At 65.4% G+C, this 22,198-nt stretch carries 19 protein-coding genes; 17 read left to right on the plus strand and 2 right to left on the minus strand.

The genetic code is table 11. The annotated features are described in order from the left end of the window. The first annotated feature begins 55 nt into the window (after nucleotides 1–55). From H7F35_RS24865 to H7F35_RS24910, 10 genes are all read left to right on the plus strand, one after another. Nucleotides 56–433, plus strand: coding sequence for a DUF779 domain-containing protein (locus H7F35_RS24865; protein WP_187109225.1), 378 nt, complete (start codon nucleotides 56–58; stop codon nucleotides 431–433). Nucleotides 434–550: 117 nt separating this feature from the next. After that, complete coding sequence (locus H7F35_RS24870) at nucleotides 551–1,849, plus strand: DUF2325 domain-containing protein (RefSeq protein WP_187109226.1); 1,299 nt, start codon at nucleotides 551–553, stop codon at nucleotides 1,847–1,849. Between the two features lie 54 nt (nucleotides 1,850–1,903). Beyond that, the gene (locus tag H7F35_RS24875) at nucleotides 1,904–2,113 is read left to right on the plus strand and encodes a molybdopterin-binding protein (RefSeq protein WP_187109227.1); all 210 of its coding nucleotides are present in this window, start codon (nucleotides 1,904–1,906) and stop codon (nucleotides 2,111–2,113) included. Between the two features lie 184 nt (nucleotides 2,114–2,297). After that, nucleotides 2,298–3,182, plus strand: a complete 885-nt coding sequence (locus tag H7F35_RS24880; protein WP_261803336.1) for a nitrilase family protein — start codon at nucleotides 2,298–2,300, stop codon at nucleotides 3,180–3,182. A gap of 67 nt (nucleotides 3,183–3,249) precedes the next feature. Beyond that, on the plus strand, nucleotides 3,250–4,410 hold the full coding sequence (locus H7F35_RS24885; protein ID WP_187109228.1) for a substrate-binding protein: 1,161 nt from the start codon (nucleotides 3,250–3,252) through the stop codon (nucleotides 4,408–4,410). 33 nt (nucleotides 4,411–4,443) lie between these two features. After that, on the plus strand, nucleotides 4,444–5,277 hold the full coding sequence (locus H7F35_RS24890; protein ID WP_187109229.1) for a branched-chain amino acid ABC transporter permease: 834 nt from the start codon (nucleotides 4,444–4,446) through the stop codon (nucleotides 5,275–5,277). A 10-nt stretch (nucleotides 5,278–5,287) separates the two neighbouring features. Then, complete coding sequence (locus H7F35_RS24895) at nucleotides 5,288–7,078, plus strand: ABC transporter permease subunit (RefSeq protein ID WP_187109230.1); 1,791 nt, start codon at nucleotides 5,288–5,290, stop codon at nucleotides 7,076–7,078. Continuing rightward, entirely contained in the window at nucleotides 7,075–7,782 is a 708-nt protein-coding gene (locus H7F35_RS24900) for an ABC transporter ATP-binding protein (protein WP_187109231.1), read from the plus strand. The genes H7F35_RS24895 and H7F35_RS24900 overlap by 4 nt, the downstream gene beginning before the upstream one ends. Nucleotides 7,783–7,869: 87 nt before the next feature. Then, a complete protein-coding gene (locus tag H7F35_RS24905; protein WP_187109232.1) occupies nucleotides 7,870–9,018 on the plus strand; it encodes a transporter substrate-binding domain-containing protein in 1,149 nt (382 codons plus the stop codon). 4 nt (nucleotides 9,019–9,022) lie between these two features. Further along, complete coding sequence (locus H7F35_RS24910; protein ID WP_187109233.1) at nucleotides 9,023–9,643, plus strand: ANTAR domain-containing response regulator; 621 nt, start codon at nucleotides 9,023–9,025, stop codon at nucleotides 9,641–9,643. A gap of 23 nt (nucleotides 9,644–9,666) precedes the next feature. On the opposite strand, the gene H7F35_RS24915 is transcribed toward H7F35_RS24910, so the two are convergent. Both H7F35_RS24915 and H7F35_RS24920 read right to left on the minus strand, forming a co-directional pair. Beyond that, nucleotides 9,667–10,881 (minus strand): hypothetical protein, encoded by a 1,215-nt coding sequence (locus H7F35_RS24915; RefSeq protein ID WP_187109234.1) that lies wholly within the window; start codon nucleotides 10,879–10,881, stop codon nucleotides 9,667–9,669. After that, nucleotides 10,878–11,798 (minus strand): LysR family transcriptional regulator, encoded by a 921-nt coding sequence (locus tag H7F35_RS24920; protein ID WP_187109235.1) that lies wholly within the window; start codon nucleotides 11,796–11,798, stop codon nucleotides 10,878–10,880. Before H7F35_RS24920 ends, H7F35_RS24915 begins: the two co-directional genes overlap by 4 nt. Nucleotides 11,799–11,938: 140 nt before the next feature. On the opposite strand from H7F35_RS24920, the gene H7F35_RS24925 reads away from it, so the two are divergent. Genes H7F35_RS24925 through H7F35_RS24955 form a run of 7 tightly spaced genes read left to right on the plus strand, consistent with a single transcriptional unit; the run spans nucleotide 11,939 to nucleotide 22,197 of the window. After that, the gene (locus tag H7F35_RS24925; RefSeq protein ID WP_187109236.1) at nucleotides 11,939–12,355 is read left to right on the plus strand and encodes a YjfI family protein; all 417 of its coding nucleotides are present in this window, start codon (nucleotides 11,939–11,941) and stop codon (nucleotides 12,353–12,355) included. A gap of 15 nt (nucleotides 12,356–12,370) precedes the next feature. Beyond that, on the plus strand, nucleotides 12,371–13,084 hold the full coding sequence (locus H7F35_RS24930) for a PspA/IM30 family protein (protein WP_187109237.1): 714 nt from the start codon (nucleotides 12,371–12,373) through the stop codon (nucleotides 13,082–13,084). Continuing rightward, nucleotides 13,081–13,437, plus strand: coding sequence for a hypothetical protein (locus H7F35_RS24935; RefSeq protein WP_187109238.1), 357 nt, complete (start codon nucleotides 13,081–13,083; stop codon nucleotides 13,435–13,437). The genes H7F35_RS24930 and H7F35_RS24935 overlap by 4 nt, the downstream gene beginning before the upstream one ends. Before the next feature lie 34 nt (nucleotides 13,438–13,471). Then, complete coding sequence (locus tag H7F35_RS24940; RefSeq protein WP_187109239.1) at nucleotides 13,472–14,152, plus strand: ubiquinone biosynthesis protein; 681 nt, start codon at nucleotides 13,472–13,474, stop codon at nucleotides 14,150–14,152. A 58-nt stretch (nucleotides 14,153–14,210) separates the two neighbouring features. After that, entirely contained in the window at nucleotides 14,211–16,379 is a 2,169-nt protein-coding gene (locus H7F35_RS24945; protein WP_187109240.1) for a hypothetical protein, read from the plus strand. Nucleotides 16,380–16,392: 13 nt separating this feature from the next. After that, nucleotides 16,393–16,938: a zf-TFIIB domain-containing protein gene (locus H7F35_RS24950; protein WP_187109241.1), complete on the plus strand. Its 546-nt coding sequence runs from the start codon at nucleotides 16,393–16,395 to the stop codon at nucleotides 16,936–16,938. A gap of 12 nt (nucleotides 16,939–16,950) precedes the next feature. Then, nucleotides 16,951–22,197, plus strand: coding sequence for a DNA repair ATPase (locus H7F35_RS24955; protein ID WP_187109242.1), 5,247 nt, complete (start codon nucleotides 16,951–16,953; stop codon nucleotides 22,195–22,197). Nucleotide 22,198 lies beyond the last annotated feature (1 nt).

Raw genomic sequence — 22,198 nt, forward strand, 5'->3', positions numbered from 1 at the left:
ACGCGCTTTGCATGAAGCCCGTGCGGGGCTTTTCAACATCTGCAAGAAAGCCACCATGACGCAAGAAGTCCTGCGCGTGACCGCGACCGACGCGGCGCTGGCGCTCATCGAGGCGCTGGTCGGCAAGCACGGTCCGCTGATGTTCCACCAGTCGGGCGGGTGCTGCGACGGCAGTGCGCCCATGTGCTACGGGCGCGACGAGTTCATCGTGGGCGACTACGACCGCCTGCTCGGCCACATCGGCGGCACGCCGTTCTACATCAGCGGGCCTCAGTTCGAGTATTGGCAGCACACGCAATTGATCATCGACGTGGTGCCGGGGCGCGGCGGCATGTTCTCGCTGGAAGGCCCGGAGGGTGTGCGCTTTTTGACGCGTTCGCGGCTGTTCACGGATGCGGAATGGGCCGTGCTCGAAGCGGAAGAAACCCGGTAGGCGCGCTTCTGGGGCGGGTAACAGTCGGGCCGGCCGCTTGGCATTCGCTATGTTGCGCCGTATATTGCGTGGCGCATGTTTCATCCGCCCTTCAAACTTCTTTCTTCGGCCCCTCCCGTGGATGGGGTGAACGGCCGCGCCCTGTTTCGCAATGCCGCCAGTTGTTGCTGTTGCGAGCCACCGGAAGACACCGAAGACGCCATACCGGGTGGACGTGTCCGGCTTTCCGATCTCGATACGAACTTCTATTGCTCGGTCATCGGCACCTGCCTGACGACGGCGGAGCTTCGCAAGCTCATCGCGCGGTTTGCGGGTGTGGAGGGCGCCAGCGACCTGGAGATTCACCACGACGCGGTGCGGCTCGCCGCGCAGAACACAGCCGTCACCAAGGCGCTGCAGAAGGCGCTCGACCATCGCCATGCGCCGGTCATCCAGCGACTGTCGAAGATCCACGACGCGCCAGCGCTTGCCGTCTGTTGGAAGGACGCGTTGCGGCAGGGAGAAATTCCGGGCGCGTACTGGGCTGTACTGATGCACCGCAAGGCCACGGCCGAGCTGCGGCAGCGGGTCTTCGGCGACGTGCACATGCTGTCGCACCTCGTGGGCGCGGCCAACCGGGCGGACATCCGGCGGCTCGTGGCGCTGGAGCGCGACAACGCCGACTTGCGCGAGCGGTTGGACCGGCATCAGGTGCGCTCGCTCGAATTGGTGGAAGAGCGGGACAAGACCATCGCCGGGCTGAAGCATGAGCTGATCGAATCCGGCAATGCCCGCAGCGCGATCCCGCTGGAAGCGGTGGACCTCGCCCTTGCGGCACGGGCGCGCACGGAAGAGGGCGAGCGTGTCGCTTCGCTCATCGCCGTGCAGACCGGCCGGCGCGAGCGCGCGGAGCAGGCTGCGGTGGGGGCCGTGGCTGAGGCGAACCGGCTCGCGGAAGAACTCGAACACCTGCGCCAGCATGCGATCGCGCTGGGGCGCGAGCTTGCCGCCGCCGAGGCTCAACTGAAGCTCAACACCGGCGAAGCCGCATCGGGTGCCGGCGCCGACATCGACCGGCAGTTGCAGGGGTTGCGTGTGCTCTACGTCGGTGGCCGGCCGAGCGCCATGCCCGCCATCCGTGACCTCGTGCAACGCCACGGCGGAGAGTTCCGGCGCCACGGCGGCGGGCTCGAAGACCGGGCCGGGCTGTTGGCGTCCGCCATTTCCTGGGCCCAGGTGGTGGCCTTTCCGGTCGACTGCATCGACCATGAATCCGTCGACAACATCAAGCGCATCTGCATGCGCCAGCAGGTGCGCTACATGCCTTTGCGCAGCGCGGGCATTGGATGCTTCGCGGCGGCTTTCTCGGGGCCGCCAGCCGAGGTGGGTGGGGCCAGCCCCTCATCCGACAGATCGATCTGTCCAAGGCACGGTTGAGAGGGAAGGTGCCGCCGATAGACTAGGGTGCTCAATCCAACCAAGGAGCACTTCATGAAGATCAGCGCACGCAACGTCCTGTCCGGCAAGGTCATTTCCATCGTCCGTGGTCCGGTCACGACCGAAGTCACGCTGGAGATTGCAGCCGGTGTGCAGATCGTCTCGACCATCACCAGCAGTTCGGCCCAGGCGCTCGCGCTGGCCGAAGGCGGCAAGGCCTATGCGGTGATCAAGGCATCGAGCGTGATGGTCGGCACCGATTGATTGAAATTCGCAGTGCCCAAAATTCCATTTGACACCGCGAATACCTTCTTCTAATCTCCAGCCCCACGACATCACTCGCCTTTGAGTGCGTCGGGCAGCAACATTGCTGCTTCACATACCGGCTATGAAAGCCCTCGAACAACGCGCAAGCGGGGTCGAGGGCTTTTTGCTTTTTGGAGCTTGAATGACTGTGGAAGAAAGCCAGGGTTTTCCGTACCTCGTCGTGGCGAGTGTGCAGATGGAGCCGCACGTGGGCCACACGGCGGCCAACGTCGCGCGGTCGGTGCAACTGATCGAGCAAGCGGCTGCGCAGGGCGCTTCGATCGTGGTGTTGCCCGAGCTTGCCAACAGCGGCTATGTGTTCGCCAGTCGCGCCGAAGCCTTCGCGCTGGCCGAGCCGGTGCCGCACGGGCCGAGCACGCAGGCCTGGGCCGAGGTGGCCCGGCGCTGCAACGTGCATGTGGTCGCGGGCATCGCCGAGCGCGAAGACGACCGGCTCTACAACGCGGCGGCAGTGCTCGGTCCGCGCGGCTGGCTCGGCACTTACCGCAAGCTGCACCTGTGGGGCGACGAACACTTGTTCTTTGAACCCGGCAACAAGGGGCTGCCGGTGTTCCACACCGAGCTCGGCCGACTGGGCGTGCTGATCTGCTACGACGGCTGGTTCCCCGAGGCCTACCGCCTGCTCGCGATGCAGGGCGTGGACATCGTCTGCATGCCGACCAACTGGGTGCCCATGCCGCAGCAGCCGGTGGACCGCCCGGCCATGGCCACCACGCTGGCGATGGCCAGTGCCCACAGCAACGGACTGAACATCGTCTGTGCGAACCGCACGGGCACCGAGCGGGGGCAGCCTTTCGTCGGGCAGAGCCTCATCGTGGGCGCACAGGGTTGGCCGCTTGCCGGGCCTGCCTCGCACGATGGCGAGGAGATTCTTTACGCCCGCATCAACCTCAAGGCATCGCGCCAGGCGCGTCATCTGAATGCATTCAACGATGTGCTGCGCGACCGCCGCGACGACATCTACGACCCCATGCTGGGGACAGGCTGGCCGCTGCCACGGCACTGACCCCTTCGCTTTTTTCTGCTGTCACTCACTCAAAAACTTTCCATCGAACCTCGAGAGGACCTTGAACATGAAGATCACATCCCTCCTGCGCCTTGGCGCCCTGACGGCCGCAGCCCTGCTGGGCGCCAACGCCCAAGCTGCCGATCCACTTCGCATCGGCGTCGCGGTCGGCCTGTCGGGCGCCAACAGCGTCGTGGCGCCCGCTGCGGTGCAGTCTTCCCAGCTTGCGGTCGACGAGATCAATGCGGCTGGCGGCATCCTCGGGCGCAAGGTCGAGCTGGAGATCGTGGACGACGCCTCCGGCGCCGTCGGCGCGCAAAAAGCCTTCGACACGCTGGTGTTCCAGAAGAAGGTGGCTGCCATCATCGCGATGGAAAACAGCGCCGCGCGCAATGCAGCGCTGCCGGTGGTAAGCAAAGGCAAGGTGCCTTACATCTACACCTCGTTCTACGAAGGGCGCTCGTGCAACAACTGGATGTACGTGAACGGCTGGGTGCCCGAGCAGCAGGTGGCGCCGGTGGTCGACTATTTCCTCAAGAGCAAGAACGCGAAGACCTTCTTCCTGGTCGGCAACGACTACGCTTTCGGCCGCGGCATGCTCGACTTCACCCGCAAGTACATCGAGCAGAAGGGCGGCAAGGTGGTGGGCGAGGAGTACCTGCCGATCGACGGCAGCGACTGGACCTCCGTGATTTCGAAGCTGCGCGCCGCCAAGCCCGACGCGCTCATCAGCGCCACCGCAGGCGGTGCGCCCAATGTGTCGCTGGCCAAGCAGCTCAAGGGCGCGGGCCTCACGCTGCCCTACGGCAACCTCGCGATCGACGAGGGCACCGCGAAGACCATGGGCGACGTGGCCAGCGGCATGTACATGTCGGCTTCGTACCTGACGGGCATCGACATCCCCGAGAACAAGAAGTTTCTCGACGCGATGAAGAAGAAGTTCGGCGGCGACCTGAAGACACCCAACGAGCTGTCGGAGCCGCAGTACGAGGCCTTCTTTCTCTACAAGGCGGCGGTTGAAAAGGCCGGCTCGGTCGATGCGGCCCAGGTGGTCAAGGCGCTGGGCGAGGTGTCGTTCACCGGCCCGCGCGGTCCGGTGTCGATGAACAAGAGCCGCCACACGCCGCTGTCGATGCGCCTGGGCCAGGTGCAGGCGGACGGATCGATCAAGATCCTGGAGACCTTCGCGAGCGTCGATCCCGGCGCGCAATGCCCGAACCTGAAATAACGTCTAGGCCAACGGTTTCTCAAGGGCTTTCACATGGTGCTGTTGCTGGATTTGCTCACGACCGCGGCGATGCTCTTCATCGTCACCGCCGGGCTGATGATGATTTTCGGGGTCATGAAGATCGTCAATTTCGCGCATGGCGCGCTGCTCACGCTCGGCGGCTACGCGAGCTATGTGGTGACCCAGCTCAAGCTCGATCCGTGGCTGAGCTGGCCGCTGGCGCTGGTGGTCGGCGTGGTGGCCGGCATGCTGGTGGAGTGGCTGATCGTCAAGCCGCTCTACAAGCGGCCGCTCGACGCGATCCTTGCCACCTGGGGGCTGGGCATCGTCATCGGGCAACTGATCGTGATGGCGTTCGGGCGTGAGGTGCAGTTTGTCGACGCGCCGCTGGCGGGCACGTGGTCTGTCGGCGGCGTGGAGTATTCGGCCTATCGCCTGCTGCTGGTGCCGATTGCCATTGCCATGTGCCTGCTGCTGGCGGGCCTGCTGAACGGCACGCGCTTCGGCATTCGCACGCGCGCGGTGATCATGAACGAGGAACTGGCGAGCGGGCTGGGCATTCATGCGGGCCGCGTGCGCTTCGTCACCTTCAGCCTGGGCGCCGGGCTGGGCACGCTGGCCGGCACCATGATCACGCCGCTGTCGAGCGTCGATCCCAACATGGGGCTGCCTTGGCTGGTGAGCGCCTTCATGCTGGTCATGGTCTCGGGCCATTCGATGCCCAGCCTTCTGCTGACTTGCGTGGTGTTCGGCGCCTGCCAGGTGCTGGTCAGCACCTATGCGAACCCGGTGCTCGGCGGGCTGACCATCGCGGTGCTTGCAGCGGTCACGCTGCGCATTCGCCCGAAGGGGTTCGCGCGTGGCTGAGAGCATTGCAATGGCTTCCACGGCGCCTTCGTTGCGCGCCACGCTGCGCTCGGGCCGCGGGCTGACGGTGTTGGGCGGCATCGGCCTGGCGCTGATCGTGGCCGGGCCGTGGGTGTTCGACACCTACCTGCTCAACATCCTCATCAAGGCTTTTTTCTTCGCCATTGCGGCGATTACCGTCGACCTGCTCTGGGGCTATACGGGCTACCTGAGCTTCGGCCAGTCGGCCTTCTTCGGCATCGGTGCGTATGCGGCAGGGCTGGTGTTCACGCACGGCGGCTTCAGCGCATCGACGGCGGTGCTGGCGCTGGGCGCGGCCGTCGTTGTCAGTGCGGCGGTCGGGGCGCTGGTGGGGTGGTTGTCGTTCTATCGAGGGGCTTCGCCGTTCTTCGCGACGGTCATCTCGCTGGTTTTGCCGATCGTGCTGACGCAACTGCTGCTGTCGGGCGGCCAATGGACAGGCTCCAGCTCGGGCCTGACCGGCTACGAGAGCTTCGATCTTTCGATCGAGGCCTGGTACTGGGTGGCGGGCGGCATGCTGGCCGTGTTCGGCGTGCTGGGCTGGTTGCTGGTGCGTAGCGACGCCGGCCGGGTGCTGGCTGCCATTCGCGACAACGAATCGCGCTGCACCTACCTCGGCATTCCGACGGCCATGGTCAAGATCTTGCTGCTGACCGTCGTGGCGGTGGTTGCCGGCATCGCGGGCTTCGGCTACGGCGCCTTCAGTGGCGTGGTGGCGCCGGAACTCACGGGGTTCGCGCTGGGCACCGAGCTGATCATCTGGGTCGCGCTCGGCGGGCGCGGCACGCTCTGGGGGCCGCTGATCGGCGCGGTGCTGATCAACGTGGCCACGGCCTATCTGAGCGGCTACATGCCTTTCGCATGGCAACTGATTGTCGGCGTGGCCTTCGTGCTGGTGATCGTGCTCTTGCCGCAGGGACTGGTGCCGCTGTTGCTCAAGCCGTTCGGGCTGGGCCGCATCGCCGCGCGCGAGCCCGTGCTCCAGGAGCGCCAGGCGAGGAACGTGGCCGTGCAGACGTCGGCACCGACCCTGCAGATGCAACAGGTGGCAAAGCACTACGGTGCGCTCAAGGTGCTGGAAGGCATCGACCTGGAGGCCGATGCCGGCGAGCTGGTCGGGCTGATCGGGCCGAACGGGGCAGGCAAGACCACGCTGATGCGCTGCATGAGCGACGGCGCCGAGCGCAGTGCCGGCACCGTGGTGCTGTGTGGCCATGACATCCGCGCGTTGCCGCCCGAAGCCTGCGTGCGCTTCGGGCTGGGCCGCAAGTTCCAGAACGCCAACATCTTCGAGTCGCTGACGGTGGCGCAATGCCTGCGCATCGCGGGCACGCTGCTCGAGCGGCCCTCGCTGCTGCGGCAGGACGCCACGCTGCGCCTGCCGGTCTACGCGCTCGACGTGGTGCGCGCCACCGGGCTCGACGCCAAGCTGTCCACCGTTGCGCGCGATCTTTCGCATGGGGAACAACAGGCGCTCGAACTGGCGATGGTGCTGGCGCTGGAGCCGCGCATCGTGCTGCTCGACGAGCCCACCGCGGGGCTGACCAAGACCGAGCGCTCGCAGATCGGCGAGGTGCTGTCGTCGCTCGCGCACCGCCACGGGCTGTGCTGCCTGCTGGTCGAGCACGATCTCGATTTTGTCGAGCAGATCGCCACGCGCATCGTGGTGCTGCACCAGGGAACCATCGTGATGCAGGGCAGCTTCGAGGAGGTGGTGAATTCGCCGTTGGTGAAGACCATCTACGCGGGCAGTGCCCACGCACCGCAGGAGGCCGCTTGAGCACGCCGGCGCTGAAGCTGGAGCGCCTGACCAGCGGCTATGGCGCTTCCGTGGTGTTGCGCGGCCTGTCGCTGGACATCGCGGCCGGCGAGGCCGTGGCGCTGTTGGGAAAAAACGGCATGGGCAAGAGCACCTTGCTGAAGACCGTGATGGGCTACCTGCCCAAGAAAAGCGGCCATGTCCACCTGAAGGGGCAAGACATCACCCGGCAGCCGCCGCACCGCATCGCCCGCCAGGGCATCGCCTATGCGGCGCAGGAGCATGCGCTGTTTGCTGACCTGAGCATTCGCGACAACCTGCGGCTGGGGCTGGAGAAGGAATCCACCTTCGACGAACGCTTTGCCGACATCGATCCGCTGTTTCCGGTCTTCAAGACCCGCCTGCGGCAAGACGCCGGTACGCTCTCGGGCGGCGAGCAGAAGATGCTGCTGCTGGCGCGGGCGCTGATGATGCGCCCCTCGGTGATCCTGCTCGACGAGATCACCGAAGGGCTCCAACCCTCGGTCATCGACCGTCTGGCCCGCGCGCTGCTGGAAGAGCGGGCCCGGCGGGGCACCACGATGCTGATCGTCGAGCAGAACGTGCCGTTTGCGCTCGAAGTCGCTGATCGCTACGTGGTGTTGAAACAAGGCGAACTGGTCGATGAAGGCGATGCGAAGGCCGGTGGCGCCACTGGGGCCGTGTTCGAGCATCTTCGGGTGTGACCCGGCGCGAAGGCACGGATCCTGCTCGCAATTCGAGGGGGTGTTGTATCCGCCCCTTTGTTTGAATGATGATGATGGAGAAAGCCGATGAAGACTGAGAAACCCGCCCCTGCCGACGATGGCTGGCGCATCGGCGTGCTGCATTCGCGTTCGGGCGCAACCGGCGTGACCGAGTCGGAGCATTTTTTCGGGACGGCGCTGGCCATCGAGGAGATCAACGGACTGGGTGGCGTGCTCGACCGGCCGTTGCTGCCGGTCGCCTACGACCCCAAGGGCGATGCCGACGAATACCGTCGGCTTGCGACCCGGCTGCTGCTGGAGGACGAAGTCAACGTGATCTTCGGCTGCTCACGCTCGTCGAGCCGCAAGGCCGTGCTGCCGGTGATCGAACGCAACAACGCGCTGCTTTGGTATTGCTCGTTCTATGAGGGGTTCGAGTATTCGTCGAACGTCATCTATACCGGTGCCGTGCCCAACCAGAACAGCGTGCAGCTCGCGGCCTACCTGCTCAAGAACAGGGGGCGCCGCTTCTTCCTGATCGGCGCCGACTACATCTTTCCGCGCGAGTCCAACCGCGTGATGCGCGAAATGGTCGAGCAGCACGGCGGCGAGATTCTCGACGAGGTCTACGTGCCGCTGGAAGCCACCGAGGCGCAGTTGCAGGATGTCATGCGTGACATCGCCGATGCGCAGCCGGACGTCATCTTCTGCACCATCGTCGGCCAGTCGGCCCGGCGCCTGTACCAGATCTATCGCGAGCATGGGCTCGATCCGCAGCGCATGCCGATCGCCAGCCTGTCGATGGTGGAGGAAGAAGTCCGCATGACCGGTGTGGAGGCCTGCGCCGGACACATCACCTCGGCCACGTACTTCAGTTCGCTGAAGAACGAGAGCAACGATCGCTTCATCGCGTTGTGGCACAAGCGTTTCGGTGATCGGCCCACCAGCATGTGGTCCGAGGCGGCCTACAGCCAGGTCCACTTGTTCGCGCGGGCGCTGGAGCGCAGCGGCAGCCTCGATACACGCAAGCTTGTCAACGCCGTGCGCACGGTGCGCTTCGAGTCGCCCGAGGGACCGCTGTCGATCGACGCAGAGAACAACCACAGCTTTTTGACGCCCCGCATCGGCGTGTGCCGCAGCGACGGGCAGTTCGATCTGCTGTGGGAAGGCGCAGGACCGGTCAAGCCCGACCCTTACCTGTCGACCTTCGGCTTTTCCGAGTTCTGGCTGAGCTGATGCCATGAGTAGCTTGCGTCGCCTCTACGATGACCTGCGCAGCGTCTGCGTCGCGGTGGTGTATCCACCGGGCGAAGACCGCGACATTCTTCTCGACCAGCTCAAGCGGATCGGCTGCCGGCTCAAGATCATCTGGCCCTTTCCGTCCGCGCCTCCCACGGGGTGCGACGTGATCTTCTTCCAGGTCTCCCAGGAGCTGCAGGACAGCACCAACTGGTGTGCCAGCGCGGTGGAAGCGACGCTGATTGCGCTGTCCGACTACGAGAACCCGACCACCCTGAAGTTGTTGCTCGACACCAGCGCGCATGGCGTGATCACACGGCCGTTCCGCTCGTCGGGAGTGCTGAGCACGCTGGTGCTGGCGCGCTCGTCGCGCGGATATCAGGAGCGTCTGCAGAGCAAGGTCAGCAAGCTGGAAGACACGATCAAGTCACGCCGGCAGATCGAGAAGGCCATCCGGATGCTGGCCGAAACGCAGGCGCTGACGGAAGCCAAGGCCTACGAGCACATGCGTGCGCGTGCGACGACCTTGCGGGTCAGCGTGGCGGAGGTGGCGTTGATGGTGGTGGAGGCGCACGAGGCGATGGAGAAGCTGGGGCTGGGGCGGGTGCGTGGCGGGGGGTGAGGGTCGCCTGAAACGATGCGCAATCAGGTGGGGCTGGCTTCCGGTTCGTGTGTGACCCAGGCGGCCGGGTTGGGCGACCAACGAGGGTCGGGCTCCCGTTCGAGCAGGGCGCAGGCGTAGGCGCCAAGGTCTGTGCCGAAAATGTCCCGGGCCGCTTCGGCGCCGCCGTCAGCGCGCTTCGCATTCGATGCGAAGCGCGCGAACAGTTCCCAGTCTCGCCCCATCTGCTCAACGAGGATGCGCGCGAGTTCGTAGGACAGAAGGTTGCCGTCGTCCGTCCTGAAGAATGACTGGCCACACCAGAATTCCTGAATTTCCGTTTCGCCCCAAAACTTCAGATGCATGCGTCGCAATTCCTGCGGCGTGACGAGCGAGGGGAGTGCACCGGTGAGCCTTCTTTCGGTGTTGACGGCCAGCCCTTCGTCAAGCCATCTCGGCAGCTTCAGATGGGCGAGGGCGTTGTGCGTCATCTCGTGCGCAATGACGGGTTCAATGGCCGAGAGGTCGGCCCGCTTGACAAGAAAATGGGCGCAACCCGCATCGATGAACATACCGCCGCTGAGGGCAAATTCGCCTCCCTCGGGGTAGTAGTTCGACACGCAGCCGTAGTACGTCTCTTCATCGTCGATGACCAGCAGGATGCTCTTGTGGTGTTCCTCGAAATGCGCGACGCCGGCGAGAACATGCCGGATTCGCTTGCGAGTGGACGCCACGTACGCGGCTGTCGCCACCACGACGGAGTCTTCCAGCGATGACAGCACACAAGTTCCCTCCGATTCGTACAGGTGGAAGTGAGGTCCCAGTGCGTCCCTGAGATGAAGCAGCCACGTGCGTTGTCCCTGTTCGATGGCGAAGCGCTGGCGATGTGCATCGTTCATCGAGCCAGCCCATGTATGCAGCGCCCGCCAATCGAGCAGGGGGAGTCCGTTGCAGATGCATATATGGGTGATCAGCGGAAATGAATGCGCCTCGTCGAGCACGAGCTCCCCCAGTGCCTCCTCGGTCGAAAAGCCGTCGGGCCGTGGTCCTGCAACGGCGCTCGGTGCGCGGGGCTGCCTGGGCAGGTGGGTCCATGCCATGAATGCGCCCATGAAAGGAAGGATCCAGACCATCACGAGCAGCAGGTTCTTGCGGAGCGGAATTTCGTCGATCGCACGAATGCGTCGCGCCATGTAAACGTTGGTCACCAGCAGGAGGACGCACGTGCCGAGCGGCAAAAGTAGTTCTGGCACTGTCATGTTCCGGCCTGTTGCAGAAGATGCTGAGCCAGTAGTTTCGCCGCTGGGGCGAGTCTTGCCCCAGTCTTCGTCGCCATCAGCAGCCGCCGTGTGGCCCACGCTTCCTTGAGCCGCACCACCTTCAGGTCCAGTGCCGTGACCTGCGCCTTGCATGCTGCCAGCGGTACCACGCCGATGCCGAGGTTGGCGGCGATCATGTGGCACATCGCATCGAAGCTGCGCACCTGCACGCGCAGGCGCATCGGAATGCCAGCTTGCTCGGCGGCGCGCGATGTGAGTTCCAGCAGTGAGCTGCTGCGGTTCAAGCCAACGAATTCATGCGCCAGGCAAGTCTTGAAATCGACCTGCCTTGCGCGTGTGCGGGCCAGCGGATGTTGTCTGGCGCACAGCACCACGAGTTCGTCGGTCTGGAAGGGCGCCACGTCGAGGCCGTAGGCGGGCGTGTTCTCGGCGAACACGCCGACGTCGGCCAGGCCATCGACCAGCGCGCGCACGATGTCGCCGCTCAGTTGCTCCTCGACCTCGACACGAATGTCGGGATGCTGGCCTAAAAAGGCGGCAAGCGTCGAGGGCAGAAACTCCGTCAGCGCCGACATGTTGGCCCACAGCCGGACGTGCCCGCGCACGCCGCTCGAGTAGTCGTTGAGCTCGTTGCTGAACTGCTCGAAGCCCTGGAACAGCCGCATCGCATGCTGCATGGCCACGTGGCCTGCAGGCGTGAGCGCGATGCCTTGTGAACTGCGCTCGAGCAGCTTCGATCCCGTCGCCGCCTCGAAGTCGGAAAGCCGCCGGCTCGCCGCCGACAACGCGAGGTGACAGGCCTCCGCGCCCTTGGTGATGCTGCCGGATTGAGCGACGGCGCAGAAGAGGCGCAATGTGACGAAGTCGACGCGGGCCGGATTGATGGGGCTTGCCATCGGCGGATTCTAGAGAGCGTGCAAGTGCCCTAAGTCATGACGTGAACCAAATAACTCGTTTGACATGTTATGTCGGAGCGCCTACAGTGAACCCATCGAAGCCCGCCCGCTTCCATCGGTACTCAACCACAAGGAGAGGTATGCAATCACTGCTCGATCAACTCAAGGGACTGGACACGCTGGCCGGCGCCGCGATGGGAGGCCTGCCCGTGCAGTTGCAGCCCATTCCGGGCAGCACGCCCGTGGTCCAGGTGAGCATCGAGGGGCGCGACGAGCTGCCGATCTTCATCACCAGTTCGGACATGCAGATCATCTGCATCTGCTACCTCTGGACCGAGGAAGAAGTCAAGCCCGCGCGCCGCACCGAGCTGCTCGAATCGCTGCTCGACCTGAACCCTTCGGTGCCGCTCTCGTCCTTCGGCCGTGTCGATGGCCGCTACGTGCTCACCGGCGCGCTGGGGCGCGATGCGAGCGTCGAAGACATCGCACGCGAAGTGGCCGTGCTCAGTGACAACGCGCTCGATGCCCTGGACGCCTTGTCTGAATTCCTGAACTAAGCGGAGAAGATCACCATGACAGTCATCAAGAAGCTGGTCACCTTGCTGCGCGGCAGCGCGCGCGAAATCGGCGAAAGCGTGGTCGACAGCAACGCCACGCGCATCTACGAACAGGAAATCATCGATGCCAAGCACAGCATCGAGAAGGCCAAGGGCGACCTCACGGGCGTGATGGCCAAGGAGATGCAATCGGCCCGCGAGATCGAGCGCCTGAAGAACGAAGCCACGCGCTACGAAGGGCTTGCGCTCGAAGCACTCAACAAGACGCAGGAAGGCCTGGCGCTCGACGTGGCGGCCAAGGTCGGTGCACTTGAGCAGGAGCTTGAAGAGCAGGCCAAGGCGCACGCGTCCTATTCGCTGCAGGTGTCCAGGCTCAAGGAGCTGATCAAGTCGGCCGAGGCGCGCATCCGCGAGCACGAGCGCGAGATCGGCATTGCCAAGACCACCGAGAGCGTCTACCGCGCCACGCAGTCGATCTCCGAGAACATCGGCAGCGGCGGTTCGCGCCTCGCCAATGCGCGCGAGTCGCTGGAGCGCATTCGCGCGCGCCACGAAGACCTGGCCGACCGCATGACGGCGAGCCAGTCGCTCGAAAACGAACTCGGCCACAGTGCGCTCGAAAAGAAGCTGGCGGCTGCGGGCATCGGCAGCGAAGTCGACCGTGCCGGCAAGGTGATGGAACGCATCCGGGCCCGCCAGGCCAAGCCGGCCGCCCCCGAGGCGCAATGACCGTGCGGGTCAAGCCGGTTCGCTGGCAAGGCTCGGACGAAGCGATACGCGCGGTCCAGGTTGCGTTCGACGTGGAAGAGGCCGTGCTGGAGGCGGTGCGCACGGCTGCTTTCGCGCAGCACGTGTCCACCTCCGACCAGATCCGGCAGGTGCTCGGCCTGGCGACCACATCGAAACCCAAGCGGCCGCGGCTGACCGTGTCGCTCAATGCGGCAGACTACGAGTTTCTGGCGGCGCGATACGGGCTCGCGCCGGACGACCGCCTGGCCATCAAGGAGAGGGCCACGCGCGACCTGATTGCATTTGCCAGTGGAAAGAAGGGCGCCGGCACAGGGAAGCCGGGCCGCAAATAGAACAACGAACAACAACCCGCACGCGGGAGGATCAATGGGCGATTTCATCGGAGCGGTAACGGGTTACCCCACCGCGATCTACACGGTACTGCTTGGCGTCGTGGTGATCTACTGGGCGCTTGCGGTGCTTGGCATGATCGATATCGGGCATTCCGGTATCGACCTGCATGTCGAGGCGCCGCATGTGCACGTCGATGCGCCCACGGTCCACGCGCACGCCGACACCGACAGCCACGACATCGGCCACATCGCCAGCTACGTGGTCGCCTTCGGTCTGAACGGCGTGCCGTTCTCGGTGGCCGTGAGTCTGCTGGTGCTGGTGTCGTGGACGGTGTGCTGCCTCGGTGGCGAATGGCTGTTGCCGCTGGTGCCGACGATGCCGCTCAAGCTGCTGGCCGGCACCGTGCTGCTGGTGGCCAGCGCCGTCATCGCCATTCCCGTCACCGCCGTGGCCATCCGTCCGCTGCACGGCTTGTTCGTGAGCCACACGGCCGTGACCAACGCCGCGCTGGTCGGCCAGTTGTGCCGTGTCGTCACAGGCGCGGTGAACGAAAAGGACGGCCGTGCCGAAGTGGCCCGCCGCGGCGCCAGCCTGAACATTCGCGTCTGGGCCCCCGTGCCCAACACGCTCAAGCGCGGCTCGCAAGCGCTGATCATCGAATACGACGAGGTGGCTGCACGCTACCTGATCGCGCCTCACGACGACACCGTCTGACCGCGCCACATCCTCCCATCAACTGTTCTTTCGCTCTCAAAGCATCTCTGGAGAAAAAATGGAGCCCATCCTCTTTGCCGTCGTCATACTGGCCGTTGTCCTGCTCGGCCTGTTCGCGATGTTCGCCAAGTTCTATCGCAAGATCGAACAGGGCCACGCACTCATCGTGAACACGCTGCGCGCCGAGCCCGAGGTGACCTTCACCGGACGGATGGTCTACCCGATCATCCACAAGGCCGAACTGATGGACATCTCCGTCAAGACCATCGAGATCGACCGCTCCGGCAATGAAGGCCTCATCTGCCGCGACAACATCCGCGCCGACATCAAGGTGAAGTTCTTCGTGCGCGTCAACAAGACGGCCGACGACGTGCTCAAGGTGGCACAGGGCATCGGCTGCGCGCGCGCCTCCAACCACGAGACGCTCGAAGAGCTGTTCTCGGCCAAATTCTCCGAAGCGCTGAAGACGGTCGGCAAGTCGATGGACTTCGTCGATCTCTACCAGGCGCGCGACGGCTTTCGCGACCAGATCATCAGCCAGATCGGCAACGACCTGTCGGGCTACGTGCTCGAAGACGCCGCCATCGACTACCTGGAGCAAACGCCGCTGTCCGAGCTGGACGCCAACAACATCCTCGATGCGCAGGGCATCAAGAAGATCACCGAGTTGACGGCGGTCGAGCATGTGCGCACCAACGAGCTGCGCCGCAACGAGGAAATGCAGATCAAGAAGAAGAACGTCGAGACGCAGGAAGCCCTGCTCGAACTCGAACGCCAGCAAGCCGATGCCACCTCGCGCCAGCACCGCGAAATTGCCAGCGTGCGCGCCCGCGAAGAAGCCGAAACTTCCAAGATCCAGTCCGAGGAGCGCACCAAATCCGAGACCGCGCGCCTGCTCTCGGAGCAGACCGTGTCGGTGCAGCAGGAAAACGTGCAGCGCGAAAAGGAAGTGGCCGAGAACAACCGCAAGCGCGCGGTGGCCATCGAGGAAGAAAAGGTCACGCGTGCACGCGACCTCGAAATCGTCGACCGCGAAAAAGAAGTGACGCTGCAGCGCATCGAGAAGGACAAGGCCGTCGAAGTGCAGAAGAAGGCCATTGCCGACGTGATCCGCGAGCGCATCGTGGTCGAGCGCACGGTGGCCGAGCAGGAAGAAGCCATCAAGGAACTGCGCGTGGTGGCCGAGGCCGAGCGCACCAAGAAGTCCGTCGTGATCATGGCCGAGGGCCAGGCCGAAGAGAAGATGGTGATCGACGTCAAGGCGGCCGAAACGCAGGAAAAGCGCGCGCGCCACAAGGCACTCGAAGAGATCACGCTAGCCGATGCCAAGCTCAAGGTGGCCGAGCGTGATGCCGAATCGAAGAAGCGCGAAGCCGAAGGCGTCGAGGCCATTTCCGCCGCGCCGGGCCTTGCTGCGGCCAAGGTCGAAATTGCCACCGCGCAAGCCCGGCTCGCCAGCTTCGAGGCCGAAGCCTCGGGCAAGGAAAAGATGGGTCTGGCCGATGTGCATGTGCGCCAGGCTGACGCCGACGCCATCCTCAAGGCGGGCCAAGCCGATGCACAGGTGATCGAGGCACGCTCGCAGGCCGAAGCCGCCGGCATGCGCGCCAAGTACGACGCAGAAGCCTCGGGCAAGGAAAAGCTCGGCCTTGCCGAAGTGAACGTGCGTACCGCCGATGCCGAAGCCACCCTGAAGTCCGGCCAGGCCGACGCACAGGTGATCGAAGCCCGCTTCAACGCCGAGGCCAAGGGCCTGCATGAAAAGTTCGAGGCCATGAAGTCGATGAGCCCCGAAACGCGCGACCACGAAGAGTTCCGCATGCGCCTGGAAAAGTCGCACATCGAGACCATGAAGGGCATCGACGCGCAAACCTCCATTGCCAAGGAACAGGCCGAGGTGCTGGGCACGGCGCTGTCCAACGCCAAGATCGACATCGTGGGCGGCTCGGGCGATTACTTCGACAGCTTCGTGCGCTCGCTCTCCGTGGGCAAGGGCATCGACGGTGTCATTTCCAAGAGCAACGCGCTGCAGGTCGCCTTCAAGGACCAGCTTTCGGGCGATCGCGACGTGGTGAAGGACGTGCGCGACATCGTCGGCGCACTCGGCAGTTCGTCGGGCGAGATCCAGAACCTCAGCGTGGCCTCGCTGATGAGCAAGATCGCCAGCGACGGCAGCGAAAGCCAGAAGACCGCCTTGCAGAACCTGATCTCCACCTTCCGCAACTGAAGCGGGGCGCGCGATGAACCCGAACCTGAAGTGCAGCTGTTCCGCGCACACGGCCATGCAGCCCGTGGCACTGGCCGAGGCCTTGCTCGGCGTGCATTGCGCCGACTGCAACGGCATGGTGATGGCCATGGACGACTGGCGCGCCTGGAAGGCCGCCGACGCGAGCCGGGTGCCGCATGCCGTCGACGACGAGGTGATCGAGGTGTTCGACGCCACGGCCGTGCGCCACTGCCCCGCATGCGACCGCCTCATGCAGCGCCTGCGCGTCAGCGCCGGGCCCGACTTTCGCATCGACCGCTGCGTGGCCTGCCAGAACCTGTGGTTCGACCCGGGCGAATGGCGTGCCATCGTCAGCCGCGGCCTGGCCGGCCGGCTCGACGAGCTGCTGTCCGACGGCTGGCAGCGCCGCCTGCAGACCGAAGAAGTGCGCGAGGTGCGGCTTGCCGCGCTGCGCCGCCGCTACGGCATTGAATGCATCGATGAGCTGGACCGCATCCGCGCCTGGCTCGACACCCAGCCTCACCGCGACGAACTGCTCGCACTGCTGCGCGCGGACTGACCGCGCCGATCTATGCAACCAACGGAAGAAACGGGCGCGCCGTCCGGCGCGGAAGCCCCAACGGACCAGACCGAAGCCCTGGTGTCCGGCAGCGGCAGCTACGACCTGCTGAAGAAACGCCTGGAAACCCAGGGCGAGGGCTTGCTGAAGAAGACGCAGGCACTCAACGAACAGCGGCTGGCCGAGTTCGGCCGCTCCGACCAGACGCTGATCCTGCGCACTCGCGCGCGCACCGAGAACAACGCCGTGGCGCGCGACCTCGTGCGCATTGGCGACCTGCTTTTGTTCGGCTACAACGTCTTCATCGGCCTGCGCAAGGAAACGGCGGTCGACGACGTGTTCGGCCTGTACCGCCTGGTGTCTCCCGGCGAAGGTGGCGACAGCGACGAGCTGCAGCCCGTGCTGCTGGCCGGCACCTTCCTCGAAGATACGCGCTTCGCCTCCGACTTTCGCGAGCTGTACGCCTACTACAAGCAGGCCACGCTGCTGCAGTTGCGCGTCACGCAGGACAAGCTGCTCGCGTCTTTCCAGATCGGCCAGCAACTGCACGACGTGCGCGTGTTCCGCTGGGCCATCGAGCGCGACGGCAGCATCCACTACATCGACAACCGCGGCGAGCGCGACATCGCCTTGCCGGCGAGCCACGATTTCGAGTGGACCGTTGCCACGCGCGAAGACCATGTGGGCGGCAAGCATCCGCATGTGAACGTGCTCGACACGGTGTTCGTCGAAACGCTGGGCGGTGACCTCACCGTCAAGATCGAGAACAACACCGAGACCGGCCTGGGCATCTACAGCGAGCCGGTGGAAGACAAGAGCCAGTCGCTCACCGACGCCGAGATCGCCTGGGCCAAGCTCGGCATGCTGATCCTGCTGCGCGTGAAGCCCTACCGCGAGCAGGTCACGCGCTACCTGGTGTTCAACATCCGCACGCAGCAGGTCGAGCGCATCGACGCCATCGGCGGCTCCTGCGTGCAGTTGCCCGAAGACCACGGCATCATTTTTCCTGGCGGCTACTACCTGCAGTCGGGCGAGCACAAGCGCTTCGACCTGCCGGCCGAGACGGTCGAGAACCTGCGCTTCAAGCGCATGCTGCGCTCGCCCAACGGCGAAGACGTGGCGTACATCTTCTACGACCCGAAACCGGGGCGTTATGCGATCTTCAACTACAACCTGATCGACAAGAAGCTCGCGACGCCGATCATCGCCAACGGCTACGCGCGCTTTGCGGACGGCCGCATCCTGGTGTTCCACGACAACGACGGCGAGCCGACGCGCGTGCACCCGATGCAGCTCTGGCAGACGCCGTTTGCCAGCGAAGAGCACGTGAGCGCGCAACCGGCCGCCACCGGCTTCTTCGGCAAGATCGGCAATGCCGAGCTGGTGCGTGGCGTGTCCGATCTGATGGGCATTGCCCGCGCGGTGCGCGAGCAGGCACCCACGCGTGCCGCTTACGAAGACCTGATCCGCCAGTGCACGCGCGTCAGTGACGCCTATTTCTGGCTCGATGCGCCCGAAGCCACCGGCCTCATGGCCGAGCTGCGCAGCATCGCCGACGTGGCGCGCAGCACACTGGCCGAGTTCGAGAAGGTCGACACCATCCGCCGCGAGACCGCGCGTGCGCTGCAGCGTGCTGAAGACGAACAGCATGCGTTGCTGGTCGACATTGCCAGCACGATCTGGCGCGCACCCGACGACTTCGTGAAGGCGCTGGCACGGCTGCGCGAACGCCGTGGCGCGCTGCAGATGCTCAAGGAGCTGCGCTACGCTGACCTGCCGCGCATTGCCGCCATGGACGCTGCGCTCCAGATCGAGCAGCAGCGCATCGGCGAGCGCGCGATGCAGTTCCTGGCGGCCGACACGGCGTTCAACGGCCAGCGGCAGGCGCTGGACAAGCTGGCGCTCGAGCTGCCCAACCTCGCGACTTCGCCGGCCCTGGGCCAGATGCTCACGACGCTCGACGAGCAGGCCGCCGGCCTCGACCTGCTGACCGAGCAACTCGGCAGCCTGCCGGGCGGCGATGCGGTGATCCGCACGTCCATCCTCGACCGCATCTCGCTGATCTATGCGGACATCAATCGCATGCGTGCCGATGCACGCGCGCGGCGCAAATCGCTGGGCGCGACCGAGGCGCGGGCCGAGTTCGGCGCCCAGTTCAAGCTGTTCAGCCAGGCGGTCGAAAACGCGCTGGAATTCGCCGACACGCCCGAGAAGTGCGATGACGCGCTCACGCGCCTGCTGGCGCAACTGGAAGAAATCGAAGGCCGCTTTGCCGAGCAGGAAGACTTCCTGGCCGACATCGCCGAGAAGCGCGAGACCGTGTACGAAGCGCTGTCTGCCCGGCGCCAGAGCCTGGTCGAAGGCCAGCAGCGCCGTGCGCAAGGCGTGGTCAATGCGGCAGGCCGCATCCTCGACGGCATTCCGCGCCGCGTGGCGCAGCTCGGCGAACTGAGCCAGGTCCACAGCTACTTCGCGGCCGATCCGATGATCGGCAAGCTGCACACGCTGATCGCCGACCTGCGCACGCTGGGCGCCGCCGTGCAGGCCGACGAACTCGACACCCGCCTGAAGACCGCACGCGACCAGGCCCTGCGTTCCGTGCGCGACAAGCGCGAACTGGTGAGCGAGGGCGGCGACACGCTGCGCCTGGGCCGCCACGCCTTCACCGTGCACCGCCAGCCGATCGACCTGACACTGGTGGCCCGCGACGAAGGCATGGCCTACCAGGTCACCGGCACCGACTACCAGAGCCCGGTGAACGAACCCCGGCTGCTGCCGTTGCAGCGCTACTGGAACCAGTCGCTGGTGTCCGAAACCCCCGAGCTGTCGCGCGCCGAATATCTGGCTGGCCGCCTGTTGGAAGCACTGCTCGACGGCAGGGCCGAGCGCAGCTGGGCCGAGGTGCTGACGCTGCTGGCCGAAGATCCGCTGCATCCGCAGCTGCTGGAGATGGTTCGCCGCTTCGCTGCTGCGCGCTATCAAGAGGGCTATCAGAAGGGCATTCACGATGACGATGCGCTGCGCCTGCTGGCGGCGCTCGTTGCCATGCAGGACCAGGCCGGCCTGCTGGCCTGGGGGCCGACCGAACGCGCGTTGGCGTTGCTCTATTGGCAGCACGGCCACCTGATCGCACACCGCGAATCGCTGCTGCGGCGTGCCCGTGCCGCGATGCAGATGCAGACCCTGTTCGGCCGGCGCGATGCGTTGGAACAGCTGGAAGCAGATACCGCGCGTTCGCTGAACCACTTCGCGCGCGACGTGTTGCCCGACCTGCTGCCGCTTTCGGAAACGGCCAGCGACGAAGAGCGCGACGCGCACCAGGGCCGCGTGGCGACCCTGTGCGACCAGGCCGCGGCTTACCTGTCGCGTGAACTCGCAGGCGCGCACGGCGGCGAAACCTGGGCCGTGTCGGGCGCGGGCGAAGACCTGGCGGCCGCGCTGCTGCGCGAACTCGAACGCGGTGGCCGCCGCGAGGCATGGCAGCGCGATCTGGATGCGGCGCCGCCGGCCGAGCGCTGGCGCCTGGCGCGCGATTGGGTGCGTGCCTACGCCATCCACCAGGCCCCGCAATCGGTCGACTGGGTGGACGATGCGGCCAGCGTGCTCGCCATGCCGCTGCAGCGCGCTCGCGTCAACGTGGCGCTCGACCGCACGGTCGAGGGGCTGCGCGGCGAACATGTGCGCGTGGTCGAAGGTCGCATGACGTTGAACCTGAATGACTTCTGGCGTCGCTTCCTGTTCCACACCACGCACGCGGTGCCGGGCTACGAGGCGCTGCAAAGCCTGCGCCATGAGTTGCTCGAACGCGAGAAGGCGCGGCTCAAGCTCGGCCAGTTCCAGGCCAAGCCGCTGTCGACCTTCGTGCGCAACCAGCTCATCGACGAGCTGTACCTGCCGATCATTGGCGACAACCTCGCCAAGCAGATCGGCTCGGCCGGCGAGGGCAGCCGCACCGACCGCATGGGCCTGCTGCTGCTGATCTCGCCACCCGGCTACGGCAAGACCACGCTGATGGAGTACGTGGCCGACCGCCTGGGGCTGATCTTCGTGCGCATCAACTGCCCGGCGCTGGGCCATGGCGTGACCGCCATCGACCCGGCCAACGCGCCCAACAGCGCGGCGCGGCAGGAGCTGGAAAAGCTCAACCTCGGCCTTGCGATGGGCAGCAACGTGATGCTGTACCTCGACGACATCCAGCACACCAGCCCCGAGTTTCTGCAGAAGTTCATTGCGCTGGCCGACGGCACGCGCCGCATCGAGGGCGTGTGGAACGGCGAGCCGCGCAGCTACGACATGCGCGGCAAGCGCTTCGCGATCGTGATGGCGGGCAATCCGTACACCGAGTCGGGCGACGTGTTCAAAATCCCGGACATGCTGGCCAACCGCGCCGACATCTACAACCTGGGCGACGTGCTCTCGGGCCGCGAAGCCGCATTCGCGCTTTCGTACATCGAGAACAGCCTCACGTCCAACCCGACGCTGATGCCGCTGGCCTCGCGCGATCCGAAGGACGTGCAACTGCTGGTAAAGATGGCGCAGGGCCACGAGGTGCCGAGCAGCGCGCTGTCGCATGCCTACAGCGCGGTCGAGCTCGAAGAAATCAAGGCGTTGCTGAAGCGGCTGTTCCGGGCACGCGACCTGCTGCTCAAGGTCAACCTCGCGTACATCGAGTCGGCCGCGCAGCAGGAGGCCTACCGCGTCGCGCCGCAGTTCAAGCTGCAGGGCAGCTACCGCAACATGACCAAGCTCGCGGGCAAGATCACCGCGCTGATGCGCGACGACGAACTCGATGCACTGCTGCGCGACCACTACCGCGGCGAGGCACAGACCCTGACCACTGGCGCCGAAGAGAACTTGCTGCGGCTCGCCCAGTTGCTCGGTAGTCCGACGGCCGAGGAGGGCGCGCGCTGGAGGGTCATCTGCGACGAGTTCGTGCGCCAACGCAAGCTCGGTGGCGCCGACGTGGACGGCAGCCAGCGCATCGCAAGCAGCATGCTCGACGTGGCGCGCGCGGTCGATGCGCTCAAGCCCGAACCCCAGCCCGTCCCAGAGGGCCTGAGCGAAAGCCAGCGCCTGGCCGATGCCATGCTGCAGATCGCCGTGACCTACCGCGAGCTGATCCTGCCGTTGGTGACCGCCACCGAACGCCGGCTCGAACTCGATCGCTCGATCAAGCAGGACATGGAGCGGCTGTCCGCCGAGGTGCAGGCCTCGCGCGCCCCACCCAGGCGCACACCCAAACCGGACAAGGACCACTGAC

It is taken from the genome of Variovorax sp. PAMC26660 (assembly GCF_014302995.1).
Classification (GTDB): domain Bacteria; phylum Pseudomonadota; class Gammaproteobacteria; order Burkholderiales; family Burkholderiaceae_C; genus Variovorax.